We start from the raw sequence: 16,096 nt of genomic DNA on the forward strand, positions 1-16,096 counted from the left end.
GGCGGAGCCCCGGGAAGGTTCACGGCACCAGTACCGCCTTCCCCGCAGTCCCCCGGGTCTCCAGCGCCCGGTGCGCGGCGGGTCGGGACCGGCCGCCCGGGACAGCATCACCGGGCGGCCGGGAGGTCCACCGCCGCGCGGGCCGTCCGCCCCCTCACGCCGCCGCCAGCCGCAGGCTCCGGACCGCCAGCGACGCCGCCTCGATCCCGCTGGTGAACGCGACCTCCGACAGGACGCCCGGGGCCGCCACCTGGTCGCCCGCGAGGAACACGCCGTGGCCGCGGTCGATCGCCGGGCGGTCGCGCCAGGTGGTGCCGGGCAGGTCCACCGCGCCCGTACGCCCGGCCGCCAGCGCGTCGCGGCGCCAGGTGAGGCGTCGGCGCCAGCCCGCGAACGCGGCGTCCAGGAGCCGCTCGCCGCGCGCCACGCCGTCCGCCTTCGACTCGTGCGGGGCGAGGGGGAACTGGGCCTGGAGCAGCTGGTGGCCGGCCGGGGCGAGGGTGCGGCCGGCGGCGGTGAAGCGTTCGATCCAGCCCGGGGTCTCCAGGTCGGAGACGACGAACGGGTCGCCCCGGCGGGTGGTCAGGCCCAGGTCGAGCAGGGCGGTGCGGCCGCTGGTCCAGCGCAGCGAGTCGTCGCCGAGCAGCCTGCGGGCGGCGTCCAGGGAGGTGGCGACGACGACAGGACCGTGGTCGTCGGGGAGCGCGTCCACGCGCGCGGTGGTCTCCACGTGCACCCCCAGCTCCCACGCGCGCGTGGCCATCCGGTCGACCAGCGTGCCCCAGCCGCCCACCGGATAGCGCGCCTCGGGCGGCAGCGCGAGGGCGCGGTGCAGCCGCTCCTGGACGAACGCGGCCGAGAGCGAGCCGGGGTCGTGGTGGAAGAGCGCGACGGCCGCGTAGTTGGCGGCGGCGCGGGCCGCCTTGGCGCCGACGACTCCGGCGGCCCAGGAGGCGAAGTCACTGTCCACGGGGGCGGTTTCCGGACTCTGCCGGGCCAGCTTCAGCAGGGCCAGAGGCGGAGTGTGGCGCAGCGAGCCGTCCCAGTGGAAGCGGAACCTGGCGGCTTCCAGCGGCGCCGCGGACGCGACCGGCCCCAGCAGCCCCCGGCGTTTGAGCCAGGCCCAGTGCGGGCCGCCGTTGTAGAGGACGTGCGGACCGTCGTTGGTGAGATACGGGCCCTCGGCGGTACGCGCGCGTCCGCCCAGGGTGTGGTGCGACTCGTACAGGTTCACCCGGGCGCCGGACTCGGCGGCGGTGATGGCCGCGGTGAGCCCGGCGAGGCCGCCGCCGATGACGGTGATCCGGTCCATGCTGCTCTCCTGTCGCTGTACGGGCACTCATCGTTAGAGACGGAGGAGGGAGGGTGGAATGTGACAGGTAGGGGTGGGGCGGTTGTCAGTGGCGTGGTCCAGCATGGAGTCATGGCGAAGAGGGCGAGGGAAGTGACGGCGGTGCGGCGTCCGGAGGTGCGGCTGCCCCCGCTGGCACCACACGGACCGGCGGAACTGGAACCGGAGGGCGACTACGACGGCCTGGAGTTCCGGAACCTGGATCTGTCGGGGCAGGAGGGCACCGGCGCCCGGTTCATGGACTGCGGGGTGTTCGGCTGCGCGCTCGACGAGACCCGGCTGCCCGGCGCCCGTTTCATCGACACGGTGCTCTCGGACGTACGGGGCGTGGGGACGGACCTGTCGCGCGCGTCCCTGCGCGACGTGGAGATCCACGACGTGCGGATGGGCGGCGTGCAGTTCCAGGGCTCGGTGCTTGAGCGGGTCCTGATCCGCGGCGGCAAGATCGACTACCTGAATCTGCGCGACACGGACCTGCGGGACGTGGTCTTCGAGAACTGCGTCCTGGCCGAGCCGGACTTCGCGATGGCCCGGCTCGACCGGGTGGACTTCGCGGGCTGCGAGCTGCGGGGCGCCGACTTCACGGGGGCCCGGATGAAGGACGTCGACCTGCGGGGCGCCGCGCTCCTGGACATCGCCCGGGGCGTGGACCGCCTGGCGGGCGCGGTGATCACGCCGTCCCAGCTGGTGGACCTGGCACCGGCGTTCGCGGCGCAGGTGGGGGTGCGGGTGGTGGCGTAGGGCGGCGCAGGGCCTAGTCGGTGATCCGGGGAAAGCGGGACTGGAGGGTCCAGATGACGGGGTTCTCGGCGAGCTCGTCGTGCATGTCGCTGAGGTCGGCGATCAGGTCGTGCAGGAAGTCGCGGGCCTCGCGGCGCAGCAGCCGGTGGCTGAAGGTGATCGGAGGCTCGTCGCCGGACATCCAGTCGGCCTCGACGTCCACCCAGCCGAAGCGGCGCTCGAAGAGCATACGGTCGGGGGACTCGGTGAAGTCGATCTCGGCGTACTGGCTCCGGGAGGAGCGGCTGCCGCGGGGGTCGCGGTCGAGCGCCTCCACGGTGTCGCAGAGCGCCCACGCGAAGTCGAGCACCGGCACCCATCCCCAGGCTGTGGACACTTCGCGGTCCGCCTTGGTGTCGGCGAGGTAGACGTCTCCGCAGAAGAGGTCGTGGCGCAGGGCGTGGACGTCCGCGCGGCGGTAGTCGGTCTGCGGGGGGTCGGGGAAGCGGTTGGAGAGGGAGTAGCCGATGTCGAGCACGCGTCGATGGTCCCACGGCTGCGCAGGGCTCCGCCCCGCCCCTCCGGGGATGCGGGCCCCTCCGGGGATGCGGGCCCCTCCGGGGATGCGGGTTCCTCGTCTGCGGCCCGGCGGGGGCTGGCCGCGCAGTTCCCCGCGCCCCTAGGGGGTGACCGGCGCCCGGAGAACCCAGCTCAGCCACAGGCTTTCAGGGGCGCGGGGAACTGCGCGAGAACCACCCACGATCCGCAGACAAAAGACGGCCCCTTCAGGGGCGCGGGGAACTGCGCGACAAGCCCCTCACCGGCCTGCGGGCAAACACGGGGCCAGGGGCGCGGGGAACTGCGCGACCAGCCACCCACCGGCCCGCAGGCGAAGTCCGGGCCCAAAAGGGGCGCACTCCTCAGCCCCGCCCGGAAACCCGGTCCGCCAGCGCCGCGATCCGGTGCGTGGCCGCCGAGTGGGCGGACAGCTCACGGCGGTCCGCCTCCCGGTACGCCGCGTACATGCCCTGCACACCCAGCCACCGGAAGGGCTCCGGCTCCCAGCGGCGGACCTTGTGGCCGACCCAGGGCAGGGCGGTCAGTTCGGTGGGGCCGCCCTGGCCGGAGTCCTGCTGGACCAGGTCGCGCAGGGTGCGGGCGGCGAGGTTGGCGGTGGCCACGCCGGAGCCGACATAGCCGCCCGCCCAGCCCAGACCCGTAGAGCGGTCGAGGGTGACGGTGGCGCACCAGTCGCGCGGCACCCCGAGCACCCCCGACCAGGCGTGCGTGACGTCGACCCCGGCGAGCTGGGGGAAGAAGCGCAGCAGGATGTCGCGCAGGGCCTCGATCGTCTCCGGCTGCGTACGGCCGTCGTTGTCGGTGCGGGAGCCGAAGCGGTACGGCACCCCGCGCCCGCCGAGCGCGATCCGGCCGTCGGCGGTGCGCTGCGCGTACATGTACGCGTGCGCCATGTCGCCCAGGGTCTCGCGGCCCTCCCAGCCGATCGTCTCCCACAGCCCGTCCGGCAGCGGCTCGGTGGCGATCATGGACGAGTTCATCGGCAGCCAGGTCCGGCGCTGGCCCTTCAGCGACGCGGTGAACCCCTCGGTGCAGCGCAGGATGTACGGGGCGCGGACCGTGCCGTACGGAGTGACCGCGTGCTTGGGGCGGATCTCCGTCACCGGGGTCGACTCGTGGACGGTCACCCCCAGCGCCTCCACGGCCGCCGCCAGGCCCTTGACCAGCTTGACGGGGTGGATGCGGGCGCCGTGCGGGGTCCAGGCGGAGCCGACGGCCCCGGCGACCCGGATCCGCTCGGCACTCTCACGGGCCCCCAGCAGCAGCCGGTCCTTCTCACCGAAGGCGAGCTCCGCCTCGTGGAAGGCCTTGAGACGGCCCAACTGGGCGGGTGTGTACGCCACTTCGAGCACCCCGCCCTGATGGACGTCGGCGTCGATCGACTCCTCGGCGGCGACGCGTACGACCTCCCCGACCGTGTCGTTCATGGCCCGCTGGAGGCGTACGGCGGCCTCGTGCCCGTGCAGCTTCGCGTACCGGTCGCGGCCCGCGATGCCGTTGTAGAGCCATCCGCCGTTGCGGCCGGAGGCGCCGTAGCCGCAGAAGCGGGCCTCCAGGACGGTGATGTTGAGGAAGGGGACGGCCTTCTTGAGGTAGTACGCCGTCCACAGCCCCGTGTAGCCACCGCCCACGATGACGACGTCCGCCGTCGCGTCGCCGGTCAGGGGCTCGCGGGGGACGGGTATGCCGTCCTGCGCGTACCAGAAGGAGATACCGCCGTTGATCGTCCTCGTACTCATGGGGCTTGTTGGTACACCGCCCGGTCGGGCCTGTCCAGATGCGGAATCCGCAGCTACGGAATCCGCGGCGGGCCGCACGGGACCTTCGTCCCTGCGGGAGGGGACCTTCGGCGGGCCGGTCCGCCCGGCGGGGCAATTAGCGTCAGTATGAGCAGAATTGATGTGACATCTTGGGAGAGCTGACTCGTATGACGGGACGTACGTCCGCACGCAAGGCCCGCCGCGCGGCGGTGGCACTCGCGCTGGCCGGGGCGCTCGGCGTCTCGGTGGCCGCGTGCTCCTCGGGGTCCGCTTCGAGCTCCTCCGAACCGGCGGACCTGGTCGTCAGGGCCGCCCCGCACGCCTCGACCCTCGCCAAGCTCCCGGCGAAGGCGGAGGGTGCGGAAATCGTCGTGGGCAGCCCGTCGGCCGCGCACACCGTGACCGTGTACGAGGACCCGCGCTGCCCGTACTGCGCCAAGTTCGAGGCGTCCGGCGCGGTGCCGCTCGCCGAGCTCGCCGCCCAGGGCAAGGTCAAGATCCGCTACACCCTCGCCTCCTTCCTGGACCGCAACCTCGGCGGCGGCGGTTCGGCGCGGGCGGCGGGCGCGCTGCGGGCGTCGGTGGACGCGGGCGGATTCGCCGAGTACCACGCGGCGCTCTTCGCCAGCCAGCCCGAGGACGAGGCCGACGACGGCTACACCGCCGACAACCTCCTCAAGATCGCCGACAAGGTGCCGGGCCTGCGCGGCGCCGCCTTCGACAAGGCGGTGCGCGAGAACACGTACAAGAGCTGGGTCGCCTCCGCCGAGAAGGCCTTCGAGAAGTCCGGTGTGAACTCCAGCCCGACCGTCCTGATCGACGGCGAGCGCCCGGCGGGCGACGGCTCGGCCATCCTCGACGCGGCCGCCTTCGCGAAGGTCCTCAAGGACGCCGGAATCTCCTGACGGCCGCCCTCGCCCCCACCGCCGGGTTCCCCGCAGCGCCCCCGGCAGGCTGCCGCCCGCCGCCAGCTCGGCGGGCGCGAGGTCGTGGACGAAGCGGCGGGCCTCGGCCAGATTGCGCTCGGCGATCGACTCGGCCGTACGGACGTGGCGGCGGGCCGCCGCCGGGTCGGACTCCCACACCCGCTCGGACGCCTGGAGCAGCATCTGCTGGCTGGACAGGCCCTGGGCGAGCGTGTCGTGGATCTCCATGGAGAGGCGCTGGCGCTCCGCGAGCGTGCCCTCGCGCCGCTCGGTGGCGGCCAGTTCGCGCCGGGTGCGGATCAGGTCTTCGATGAGCTGCCGCTGCCGGTCGCCCTGGCGCTGCATATGGACGAACACGGCGGTGGCGACGGCCGCGACGGCGGGTGGCGCGACCACCAGGTTCGGGTCGACCCCCTCGGCCAGCATCAGCTGCGCGGCCACCACGAACGCGGTCAGCAGGGCCACCAGCACCAGCGCGGCCCGCGTCGGCAGTGTCCGCAGCCCGGTGTAGAACAGCGGCACCGCGCACCAAGCGAAGCTCGGCGCGAGCAGCACCAGCACCATCCACACCGCCACCACCACGGAGAGCCAGCCGAGCCGCCGGGGCGTGGGCCGGGATCCCAGGGCGGGGCCGAGGACGTACAGCGCGGCGAGGGCGGCCGAGAGCGCGACGATCCACGGGGTGCGGCCGTCGCCGGGGTGGCGGATCAGGAACCGCGCGAGCGAGGCGCCGAGCAGCAGGAAGAAGGCGGCGTGCATCACGGCGGGCAGCCACCGCTCGTCGGTCCTGGGCCGATCGTCCGGCCGATCGGCGGGCCGCTCTGCCCCTGCCTCCACTGTCGGGCTCCTGACCTGCGCGTACGTTCGTATCCGTACTCATCCTCACCCGGTACGGCCACCCCCGCATCAGCCGATCGGATGACGGCCGGGTCCACCGGTCCGCGAGCGGGGAGCAGCCGGTGCGCCGACCGTGCGGCGGCCCGCCCGGGCCCACGATCGAAGCATGGACACGAACACGAGCACCCGTCGCCCGCAGGCCACCCGTCGCACCAAGAAGATCGTCGTCGGCGCCGTCGCCGCGGCCGCCCTCGCCGCCGGCACCTTCGGCGCGGTCGGCGCCAACGCGGCCGCCCCCGCCGCCAAGACGCCCGCCGCCACGCGTGCGGACGCCACCGACCGCAACCTCACCCACTCCACCCACCTCACCGTCGCCGCCGCGACCAAGGCCGCCACCGCCGCCCTGGACGCCGCCGCCAAGGAGAACCAGCGCGTCTCGGTGGCCGTCGTGGACCGCAACGGCAACACCGTGGTCACCCTGCGCGGCGACGGCGCGGGCCCGCAGTCGTACGAGTCGGCCGAGCGCAAGGCGTACACCGCCGTCTCCTGGAACGCCACCACCTCGGTGCTGGCCGGCCGCCTCGCCCAGGCACCCAACCTCAAGGACATCCCCGGCACCCTCTTCCTCGCGGGCGGCGCGCCCGTGCAGGCCCAGGGCGCCCCGATCGCGGGCATCGGCGTCGCCGGCGCCCCGAGCGGCGACCTCGACGAGAAGTTCGCCCAGGCGGGCGTGGCCGCGCTGACCAAGTAGCCGCCCCCGGCGCGAAGGGCCCGCGCGCGGACCCGGTCGACAGACCCGGTGGACAGACCCAGCGCGCGGGCCTGGCGCGAAACCGTCCGCGCGCCCGCCACCCCGAGTTCCCCGCACGCCCTACCCGTAGGATCGCCCTGTGGATCATCGCAGCGCGATACGCCGACTCGCCCTCCCCGGCGCCGTCCTGCTCGCCCTCGGCGGCTGCACCGGCGGGGTGGAGGGCAAGCCGGGTGCCGCGGGGCTGCGGGACGGGCTCTTCCCCAAGCTGGGCAACGGCGGCTACGACGTGGAGCACTACAGCGTCGCCCTCGACTACGACCCGGCCCGCAACCACCTCACCGGCAGCGTCACCCTCACCGCCCGCGCCACCCGCGACCTGAGCGCCTTCAACCTCGACTTCGCGGGGCTGGACGTGAAGTCCGCGACCGTAGACGGCGAGCGCGCGGACGCCAACCGCGCGGGCTCCGAGCTGACCCTGCGCCCGGCGGACGAGATCGACAAGGGCGAGCGGTTCCGTACGAGCGTGGCCTACTCCGGGACTCCGAAGACCCTCACCGACCAGGACGACTCGCACGAGGGCTGGCTGCGCACGGACGACGGCGCGCTCGCGCTCGGCGAGCCCACCGGGTCGATGACGTGGTTCCCCTCCAACAACCACCCCGCCGACAAGGCCACGTACGACGTGAAGGTCACCGTGCCCAAGGGGCTGACGGCGGTCTCCAACGGCGAGCTGAAGTCGACGGTCACGGCGGGCGGGCGGACCACCTTCACCTGGCACACCGGCGAGCCGATGGCGAGCTATGTGGCGACGGTGGCGATCGGCGCGTACGACGTGAAGGAATCCAGGACTTCGTCAGGAATGCCTGTCTACACGGCAGTTGACAAGACGGCGGGGGCGGACAAGGAGGCCGCCGACGTGGTCGGCGAGCTCCCGGCGATCGTCGAGTGGGGGAAGGAGAACTTCGGGCCGTACCCCTTCTCCTCCACCGGGGTGATCGTCGCTCCCGAGGGCTCGGCCGAGTACGCCCTGGAGACCCAGAACCGGCCGGTCGTCCCCGCCGACCAGTTCGACACCGAGACCCTCGTCCACGAGCTCGCCCACCAGTGGTTCGGCGACTCGGTCACGCCGAAGCGGTGGAAGGACATGTGGCTCAACGAGGGCTTCGCGACGTACGCGGAGTGGCTCTGGAGCGAGGACCACGGCGGGAAGCCGGCCCAGGCGCACTTCGACGAGCAGTACGCGAAGGGGGCCGACGACGATGTGTGGGCCTTCCCGCCCGCCGAGCCGCCGTCCGCGGCGCAGATCTCGGCCGAGCCGGTGTACCAGCGCGGTGCGATGGTGGTCCATCGGATCCGCAAGGCCGTCGGGGACGACGCGTTCTACGACATCGTGCGGGGCTGGACGAAGGAGTACCGGCACGCGAACGCCTCCACCGAGGACTTCACCCGGTTCGTGGAGGAGCGCTCCGGCAAGGACCTGACGGACCTGTGGGACACCTGGCTCTACGGAGACGGCAAGCCCAAGTCCCCGTAGAGCCAGGCGAGTTGTTCTGTCGTTCCCTCCTGGGTTACTTCACGTTGACGGCGGTCCAGGCGGCCGCCACCGTCTTGTACTCGGTGCTGCTCGCCCCGTAAAGGGCGGACGCGGCCTGGAGGGTCGTGGTGCGCGCCTTCGCGTAGTTGGTCGTCGACGTCATGTACGTGGACAGGGCCTTGTACCAGATCTTGTAGGCCTTGCTCCGCCCGATGCCGGTGACCTTGGAGCCGTCGGAGGTCGGGGAGTTGTAGCTGACACCGTTGATGACCTTCGCGCCGCTGCCCTCGGACAGCAGGTAGAAGAAGTGGTTGGCGACGCCGGACGAGTAGTGCACGTCCTTGTTGCCGACCGTGCTCGACCAGTAGTCGGCCGACTGGCCGTCCTTGCTCGGCTTGTCCATGTAGCGCAGCGGCGTGCCGTTGCCCCGGATGTCGATCTTCTCGCCGATGAGGTAGTCACCGACGTCGTTGGCGTTGTTCGCGAAGAACTCCACCGACGTGCCGAAGATGTCGCTGGTGCCCTCGTTCAGACCGCCGGACTCCTTGCTGTAGTTGAGCTTGGCGGTGGCGGCGGTGAGGCCGTGGCTCATCTCGTGGCCCGCGACGTCGAGCGCGGTGAGCGGCTTGAGGTTGTTCGCGCCGTCGCCGTACGTCATGCAGAAGCAGCTGTCGTCCCAGAAGGCGTTGACGTACGCGTTGCCGTAGTGGACCCGGGAGTACGCGGCCTTGCCGTTGCCCGCGATGCCGTTGCGGTTGAGCTCGGCCTTGTAGAAGTCCCAGGTCACGGCGGCGCCGTAGTGCGCGTCGACGCCGGCGGTCTCGCGGTTCTGCGGGGTGCCGTCGCCCCAGACGTCGGTGGCCTTGGTGAAGAGCGTGCCGGTGCCCGAGGAGCCGTGCTTGAGGTCGTACGTCTTGTGGCCGCCGCGCCCGCCGTCCGTGAGGCTGTACGTGGAGCCGGACTTGGTCGTGCCGAGGGTCACCTTGCCCGAGTACTCGCTGGTGCCGGTCCCGGTGTCGATGGCCTCGTACGAGTAGAGCTCGGCCCCGGTCGCGGCGTCGGTGATGACGTGACGCTCGCTGGGGGTGCCGTCGCGCTGGGTCCCGGTGAGGACGGCCTCGTACGCGAGGACGGGCTTGCCGCTCGCGGCCCAGACGACCTTGCGGGCGTGGGCGGGGGCGGCCTTGAGCGAGACGCCCGAAGTGGCGACGGATATACGGGCGTCGGTGCTCTTGCTGACCCCCTGGAGGCTGCCGTCCTTCTTGGCGTGGACGACGAGGTCGCCGCCGAGGACGGGCAGGCCGTCGTAGGTGCGCTCGTAGCGGGTGTGGACGGTGCCGTCCACGTCCTTGATGACGTCGCGTACGACGAGCGCCTCCTTGGTGCCGAGCCCGATCTGCCGGGCGGCGGCGGGCGCGGAGGCCTGGGCGGCCTGGAGGGCGTCGGCGCGCTCGGCCACACCGAGCACGCGGGCGCTCGCGCCCGCCTCGCGGTCGGCGGCGCCGGCACTGGTGCCCGACTGGACGCCTACGACGACCATGGCGGCGGAGGCGGCAAGAGCGGCGGCACGCAGGGAATTTCTCACTGAGGGGTCTCCTTCACTCGATCCGTTGCGCGGTGGGGGTGCGCGGTGGGGGGTGGTGCGAGTGGGTGGTGCCCGTACGGGTGATGCCTGTTCGAGCCGTGCCCGTACAGGAGTTGGGGTGCAGGTGCGTGGGGCGCATCTGCGTGTGGTGCGTGGGGGGAGCGTGCCAGCCGATGACTACTTTTTGACAGGGTACCGACAAGTATTTGACTGGAATGTGTCCGTCAGGGGGTGCGGGGTGTCCGGTAAGCGATGCGGGGCGCCCTTTGGGCGGGGGTCGTCCACGGGTGCGGGCGGGCGGTGATTCGGGTTCGGCCGTGGGGTCGGTCGCGGGTTGGGGCGCCGGGTTGGCCGTGCACTTGGCCGTGGGCGCGCCGAAGCCCCCGGCGCGGGGTGCGCCGGGGGCTTCGGGAGGTGCTGGCGGGGGCCCGTCCCCCGGGCCGTCGCCCGCCGTTACGCCGCCCGGTGCACCGCGTACTCCGAGATTTCCCTCATCGGCGGCCGCTCCTCGGTGTCCACCGCGTACGTACGCGGGACGAAGCCGTCCTCGCCCCGCTCGAACTGCGTCAGGGACGGGCGCACCAAGTGGGCCCGGGAGAGCCGTAGTTGGGCGGTGCGGTAGATCGCCGCCGCCATCCGGCCGAGCGCCTGCCCGTCCTGATGGCGGTGCTTGCGTACGCCCACGTCGACCTGGGCGAGCGCGTCCAGGCCCACCGTGTGCAGCGCGTCGACGAGCAGCCCCAGCTCCACTCCGTAACCGACGGGGAACGGCAGCCGCTCCAGGAGCGAGCGCCGGGCCGCGTACTCGCCGCCCAGCGGCTGGACGAAGCCGGCCAGCTGCGGCCAGTGCAGATTGAGCAGCGGCCGGGCCACGAGCTCGGTGACGCGACCGCCCTGACCTGGGGAGTCGCCGAACGGCCGGTCGTACATCGCCTTGACGAACTCCACGTCCGGATCGGTCAGGAGCGGGCCGACGATCCCGGAGACGAAGCCGGGGTCGAAGTCCTTCAGGTCCGCGTCGATGAAGCAGACGACGTCACCCGTGGTGACCAGCAGAGAGCGCCAGAGGACCTCGCCCTTGCCGGGCAGCGCGGCTATCCGGGGCAGGATCGCGTCCCGGTGCACCACCCGGGCGCCCGCGGCGGCCGCGACCTCGGCCGTACGGTCGGTGGAGCCGGAGTCGACCACCACCAGCTCGTCCACCAGCGGCACGGCGGCGGTCATCAGCTCGCGCCGGACCGCGGCGACGATCTGGCCGACCGTGGCCTCCTCGTTCAGCGCCGGCAGGACCACGCTCACGGTGGTTCCGGTGCGGCGCTTGGCGGCCGTGATCGCGTCCAGCGGGCGGTCGGCCGCCGACCAGGAACGCCTGCTCAGCCAGCGTTCCACCTCTTCCAGCACGATCGGTGACCCCTCTGTGAGTGACGATGTGAGTGACGGCGCGGGCGCCGCGTGTGATCCATCTCGCGGTTCGGACGACTATCTCAACCGTCCGGGCCTTCGGTTACAGTCTTGAACAACGCGGATGGCCATCGCATGTCGGGGTCGCCGCGCGGACAAATGCCTGGGTCCTGGACCCAGTGCCACAGCGCTCATCCAGAGGGACTGAGGGAACGGCCCGTTGAAGTCCCGGCAACCCCCCTGCCGACCGCGAGGTCACGGTGGGGAAGGTGCCAATTCCGTCTCATGGCGAAATGCGCCATGGGGAAGATGAGGAGAAAGGGCCTCGCCATCATGGCTGTGCATCCCGTTGAGAACACCGCGAACACCGCGAACGCTGACAACACCGCCAACGCCGCCAATGCCGCCACCACTGTGAACCTCGGTCCCGCCGTCGCGCTTTCCTGCCGGGAATGCGGCGAGCGGTTCGACCTCGGCCCGATCTTCGCCTGCGCCCTGTGTTTCGGTCCGCTCGAAGTCGCGTACGACCTTCCGACGGGTGACCCCGAGGCGCTCCGCAAGCAGATCGAAGCGGGGCCCGACAACATCTGGCGCTATGCGCCCCTGCTGCCTGTTCCGGCCAATGTGGCTGAAAAGCCCAACCTGAATCCCGGATTCACCAAGCTCGTCAAGGCCGAAAATCTCGCCCGTGAGCTGGGCGTCACCGGCGGTCTGTACGTGAAGGACGACTCCGGCAACCCGACGCACTCCTTCAAGGACCGCGTCGTCGCGATCGCCGTCGAGGCCGCCCGCGCCTTCGGCTTCAGCACGCTCTCCTGCTCCTCCACCGGCAACCTCGCAGGCGCGGTCGGCGCGGCCGCGGCCCGGGCCGGTTTCCGCTCCTGTGTGTTCATCCCGCACGACCTGGAGCAGGGCAAGGTCGTCATGGCCGCGGTGTACGGCGGCGAGCTGGTCGGCATCGAGGGCAACTACGACGACGTCACGACCTGGAGCAGGGCAAGGTCGTCATGGCCGCGGTGTACGGCGGCGAGCTGGTCGGCATCGAGGGCAACTACGACGACGTCAACCGCTTCTGCTCGGAGCTCATCGGCGACCCGCTCGGCGAGGGCTGGGGCTTCGTGAACGTGAACCTGCGCCCGTACTACGGCGAGGGCTCCAAGACGCTGGCGTACGAGATCTGCGAGCAGCTCGGCTGGCGGCTGCCCGACCAGATCGTCATCCCGATCGCGTCGGGATCGCAGCTCACGAAGATCGACAAGGGTCTCCAGGAGCTCATCAAGCTGGGCCTCGTCGAGGACAAGCCGTACAAGATCTTCGGTGCTCAGGCCGAGGGCTGCTCGCCGGTCTCGACCGCCTTCAAGGCGGGCCACGACGTCGTACGCCCGCAGAAGCCGGACACCATCGCCAAGTCGCTGGCCATCGGCAACCCGGCGGACGGCCCGTACGTCCTGGACATCGCCCGGCGCACCGGCGGCGCGGTGGAGGACGTGAACGACGAGCAGGTCGTCGACGCGATCAAGCTGCTGGCCCGGACCGAGGGCATCTTCGCCGAGACGGCGGGCGGCGTGACGGTCGGCGTCACACGGAAGCTCATCGAGAACGGGCTCCTGGACCCGACCCTGACTACTGTCGTCCTCAACACGGGTGACGGCCTCAAGACCCTGGACGCGGTGGCGCCGACCACTGGACCGACCGCGACCATCCGCCCGAGCCTGGACGCGTTCCGCGCCGCCGGCCTGGCCGGCTGACCCACCTCGCTTAGGCACGACGGAAGGCAGGAAGCCCCATGAGCGTCAACGTCCGCATCCCCACCATCCTCCGTACGTACACCGGCGGCAAGGCCGAGGTCGCGGCCGAGGGCACCACCCTCGCCGAGGTCATCGCCGACCTGGAGAAGAACCACACCGGGATCGCCGCCCGGGTCCTGGACGACCAGGGCAAGCTGCGCCGTTTCGTCAACGTGTACGTCAACGACGACGACGTCCGCTTCGAGCAGGGCCTGGAGACGGCGACGCCGGACGGCGCGGGCGTCTCGATCATTCCGGCCGTCGCGGGCGGTTGCTGAACATAGGCGCGTCACACGCACAGTTACCTGAATTGCCCCCTCCGCAAGCTAAGCGGAGGGGGCAATTCAGTGTGGTTGAGCGCGGTACAGTGGGGAAGTCCCCTTCGTTGCGCGTGCCACGTGCATATGAGAACGCGACGAACCGGCGTCGAGAAGCAGTCAAAGTGTTCGAGCATATTGCTCCTTAAGTGCGCTTTGCCCGGCCCGACTTGCCCCGGAATGCTGAATTTCGCGGCATTCCGCTCTTCACCCCTGCCCGGAATTCTCGTCCGATTGACCTGTTGCAGAGGGCAGTTGGGCAGATACATTCAGCCGCGGTCGACGCGTTACGGCGCACACCCTCTCCTGTCGGAGGGTGGAGGTCTGACCCGGGTCCGCGAAGTGCGGTCCCGTGCAAGGGCCAGTAATAGGGGAGTTAGGCATGGCTCAGGGCACCGTCAAGTGGTTCAACGCGGAGAAGGGGTACGGCTTCATCGCGGTCGACGGTGGTGCGGATGTTTTCGTCCACTACAGCGCGATCCAGATGGACGGCTACCGCACCCTTGAAGAAGGTCAGCGAGTCGAGTTCGAGATCTCGCAGGGCCAGAAGGGTCCGCAGGCGGACATGGTCAAGCTCGCCGTCTGATCTCGGCGCGATCGGCCACCGACGCATACAGGCCCGTGGGGCCCGCATCCTCTGTAAATGGATGCGGGCCCCACGTGTGTGTCCGGGCCCCCGGGGGCCGGCGCGGACGTGTCCGGGACCCGGCCGGGACGATGGGACGGCCTTGCACTCTCCTGGGTCGAGTGCTAATCATTGGGCTTAGCACTCTCCCAGTGAGAGTGACAGAACTTGGATCGGGTCAGTGAGGCCCGCAGACCGGGTGGGGCAAGGAACCACAAGGGCTGCAGGCCGTCCGTCGCGGGCACCGTCACGGTCCACGAAGAACGCCACCCCTGTCCGGGAGGACCACTTCACATGGCCAAGATCATCGCGTTCGACGAGGAGGCACGGCGCGGTCTCGAGCGCGGGATGAACCAGCTCGCCGACGCCGTCAAGGTCACCCTTGGCCCCAAGGGCCGCAACGTCGTCCTCGAGAAGAAGTGGGGCGCCCCCACGATCACCAACGATGGTGTTTCCATCGCCAAGGAGATCGAGCTCGAGGACCCGTACGAGAAGATCGGCGCCGAGCTGGTCAAGGAAGTCGCCAAGAAGACGGACGACGTCGCCGGTGACGGTACGACCACCGCGACCGTCCTCGCCCAGGCGCTCGTCCGCGAGGGTCTGCGCAACGTCGCCGCCGGCGCCAACCCGATGGCTCTGAAGCGCGGCATCGAGAAGGCCGTCGAGGCCGTCTCCGGTGCGCTCCTGGAGCAGGCGAAGGATGTCGAGACCAAGGAGCAGATCGCTTCGACGGCCTCCATCTCCGCCGCCGACACCCAGATCGGCGAGCTCATCGCCGAGGCGATGGACAAGGTCGGCAAGGAAGGCGTCATCACGGTCGAGGAGTCGCAGACCTTCGGTCTGGAGCTTGAGCTCACCGAGGGCATGCGCTTCGACAAGGGCTACATCTCGGCGTACTTCGCGACCGACATGGAGCGCATGGAAGCCGCGCTCGACGACCCGTACATCCTGATCGTCAACTCGAAGATCGGCTCGGTCAAGGACCTGCTGCCGCTCCTCGAGAAGGTCATGCAGTCGGGCAAGCCGCTCCTGATCATCGCCGAGGACGTCGAGGGCGAGGCCCTGTCGACCCTGGTCGTGAACAAGATCCGCGGCACCTTCAAGTCCGTCGCCGTCAAGGCCCCGGGCTTCGGCGACCGCCGCAAGGCGATGCTGAACGACATCGCCATCCTCACCGGCGGCACGGTCATCTCCGAGGAGGTCGGCCTCAAGCTGGAGAACGCGGGCCTCGACCTGCTGGGCCGCGCCCGCAAGGTCGTCATCACCAAGGACGAGACCACCATCGTCGACGGTGCCGGTGACAGCGAGCAGGTCGCCGGTCGCGTGAACCAGATCCGCGCCGAGATCGAGAACTCGGACTCGGACTACGACCGCGAGAAGCTCCAGGAGCGTCTGGCGAAGCTGGCCGGCGGCGTGGCCGTCATCAAGGCCGGCGCCGCCACCGAGGTGGAGCTCAAGGAGCGCAAGCACCGCATCGAGGACGCCGTTCGCAACGCGAAGGCGGCCGTCGAGGAGGGCATCGTCGCCGGCGGTGGCGTGGCCCTGCTCCAGGCCTCCTCGGTCTTCGAGAAGCTGGACCTGTCGGGTGACGAGGCGACCGGCGCCAACGCCGTGAAGCTCGCCCTGGAGGCCCCGCTGAAGCAGATCGCCGTCAACGGTGGTCTCGAGGGTGGCGTCGTCGTCGAGAAGGTGCGCAACCTGGCCGTCGGCCACGGTCTGAACGCCGCGACCGGCGAGTACGTCGACATGATCGCCGAGGGCATCATCGACCCGGCGAAGGTCACGCGCTCCGCGCTGCAGAACGCCGCGTCGATCGCCGCGCTGTTCCTCACCACCGAGGCCGTCATCGCCGACAAGCCGGAGAAGGCCGCCGCGGCCGCTCCGGGCGGCATGCCGGGCGGTGACATGGACTTCTGATCC

General features: G+C 71.0%; 12 protein-coding genes, 2 pseudogenes and 1 riboswitch. Of the genes and pseudogenes, 8 read left to right on the forward strand and 6 right to left on the reverse strand.

The genetic code is table 11. From position 1 onward, the window contains the following. Positions 1–154 precede the first annotated feature (154 nt). Positions 155–1,312 carry an NAD(P)-binding protein gene (locus A8W25_RS18310; protein WP_067162823.1) on the reverse strand — a complete coding sequence of 386 codons (1,158 nt, stop codon included), beginning with the start codon at positions 1,310–1,312 and terminating at the stop codon, positions 155–157. 111 nt (positions 1,313–1,423) lie between these two features. On the opposite strand from A8W25_RS18310, the gene A8W25_RS18315 reads away from it, so the two are divergent. After that, on the forward strand, positions 1,424–2,092 hold the full coding sequence (locus A8W25_RS18315; RefSeq protein WP_079126275.1) for a pentapeptide repeat-containing protein: 669 nt from the start codon (positions 1,424–1,426) through the stop codon (positions 2,090–2,092). 13 nt (positions 2,093–2,105) lie between these two features. Here A8W25_RS18315 and A8W25_RS18320 read toward each other — a convergent pair whose 3' ends face one another. Further along, the gene (locus tag A8W25_RS18320; protein WP_067162826.1) at positions 2,106–2,609 is read right to left on the reverse strand and encodes a hypothetical protein; all 504 of its coding nucleotides are present in this window, start codon (positions 2,607–2,609) and stop codon (positions 2,106–2,108) included. 382 nt (positions 2,610–2,991) lie between these two features. Beyond that, positions 2,992–4,389: an NAD(P)/FAD-dependent oxidoreductase gene (locus A8W25_RS18325; RefSeq protein WP_067162827.1), complete on the reverse strand. Its 1,398-nt coding sequence runs from the start codon at positions 4,387–4,389 to the stop codon at positions 2,992–2,994. A 188-nt stretch (positions 4,390–4,577) separates the two neighbouring features. Here A8W25_RS18325 and A8W25_RS18330 point away from each other — a divergent pair, with 188 nt between their 5' ends. Then, entirely contained in the window at positions 4,578–5,315 is a 738-nt protein-coding gene (locus A8W25_RS18330; RefSeq protein ID WP_067162828.1) for a DsbA family protein, read from the forward strand. Between the two features lie 33 nt (positions 5,316–5,348). On the opposite strand, the pseudogene A8W25_RS32560 reads toward A8W25_RS18330, so the two are convergent. Further along, positions 5,349–6,095, reverse strand: a pseudogene (locus tag A8W25_RS32560) (sensor histidine kinase); the annotation flags it as partial. Positions 6,096–6,339: 244 nt separating this feature from the next. Here A8W25_RS32560 and A8W25_RS18340 point away from each other — a divergent pair. Both A8W25_RS18340 and A8W25_RS18345 read left to right on the forward strand, forming a co-directional pair. Beyond that, positions 6,340–6,924, forward strand: coding sequence for a GlcG/HbpS family heme-binding protein (locus A8W25_RS18340; protein ID WP_067162833.1), 585 nt, complete (start codon positions 6,340–6,342; stop codon positions 6,922–6,924). A gap of 139 nt (positions 6,925–7,063) precedes the next feature. Further along, positions 7,064–8,461, forward strand: coding sequence for a M1 family metallopeptidase (locus A8W25_RS18345; protein WP_067162834.1), 1,398 nt, complete (start codon positions 7,064–7,066; stop codon positions 8,459–8,461). Positions 8,462–8,495: 34 nt separating this feature from the next. On the opposite strand, the gene A8W25_RS18350 is transcribed toward A8W25_RS18345, so the two are convergent. Both A8W25_RS18350 and A8W25_RS18355 read right to left on the reverse strand, forming a co-directional pair. Continuing rightward, positions 8,496–10,001: a M4 family metallopeptidase gene (locus A8W25_RS18350; protein WP_079126276.1), complete on the reverse strand. Its 1,506-nt coding sequence runs from the start codon at positions 9,999–10,001 to the stop codon at positions 8,496–8,498. Positions 10,002–10,499: 498 nt separating this feature from the next. Further along, on the reverse strand, positions 10,500–11,447 hold the full coding sequence (locus A8W25_RS18355; RefSeq protein WP_067162838.1) for a glucosyl-3-phosphoglycerate synthase: 948 nt from the start codon (positions 11,445–11,447) through the stop codon (positions 10,500–10,502). 188 nt (positions 11,448–11,635) lie between these two features. Then, positions 11,636–11,763: riboswitch (SAM riboswitch) on the forward strand. On the opposite strand from A8W25_RS18355, the pseudogene A8W25_RS18360 reads away from it, so the two are divergent. From A8W25_RS18360 to groL, 4 genes and pseudogenes are all read left to right on the forward strand, one after another. Beyond that, positions 11,757–13,195, forward strand: a pseudogene (locus A8W25_RS18360) (threonine synthase). (Overlaps the previous riboswitch by 7 nt.) Before the next feature lie 38 nt (positions 13,196–13,233). Next, complete coding sequence (locus A8W25_RS18365; protein ID WP_067162840.1) at positions 13,234–13,512, forward strand: MoaD/ThiS family protein; 279 nt, start codon at positions 13,234–13,236, stop codon at positions 13,510–13,512. Positions 13,513–13,933: 421 nt separating this feature from the next. Beyond that, complete coding sequence (locus A8W25_RS18370) at positions 13,934–14,137, forward strand: cold-shock protein (RefSeq protein WP_005315736.1); 204 nt, start codon at positions 13,934–13,936, stop codon at positions 14,135–14,137. Positions 14,138–14,470: 333 nt separating this feature from the next. Continuing rightward, positions 14,471–16,093: a chaperonin GroEL gene (gene groL, locus A8W25_RS18375; RefSeq protein ID WP_067162842.1), complete on the forward strand. Its 1,623-nt coding sequence runs from the start codon at positions 14,471–14,473 to the stop codon at positions 16,091–16,093. The last annotated feature ends 3 nt before the right edge of the window (positions 16,094–16,096 follow it).

This window comes from Streptomyces sp. ERV7 (assembly GCF_001653515.1).
Classification (GTDB): domain Bacteria; phylum Actinomycetota; class Actinomycetes; order Streptomycetales; family Streptomycetaceae; genus Streptomyces.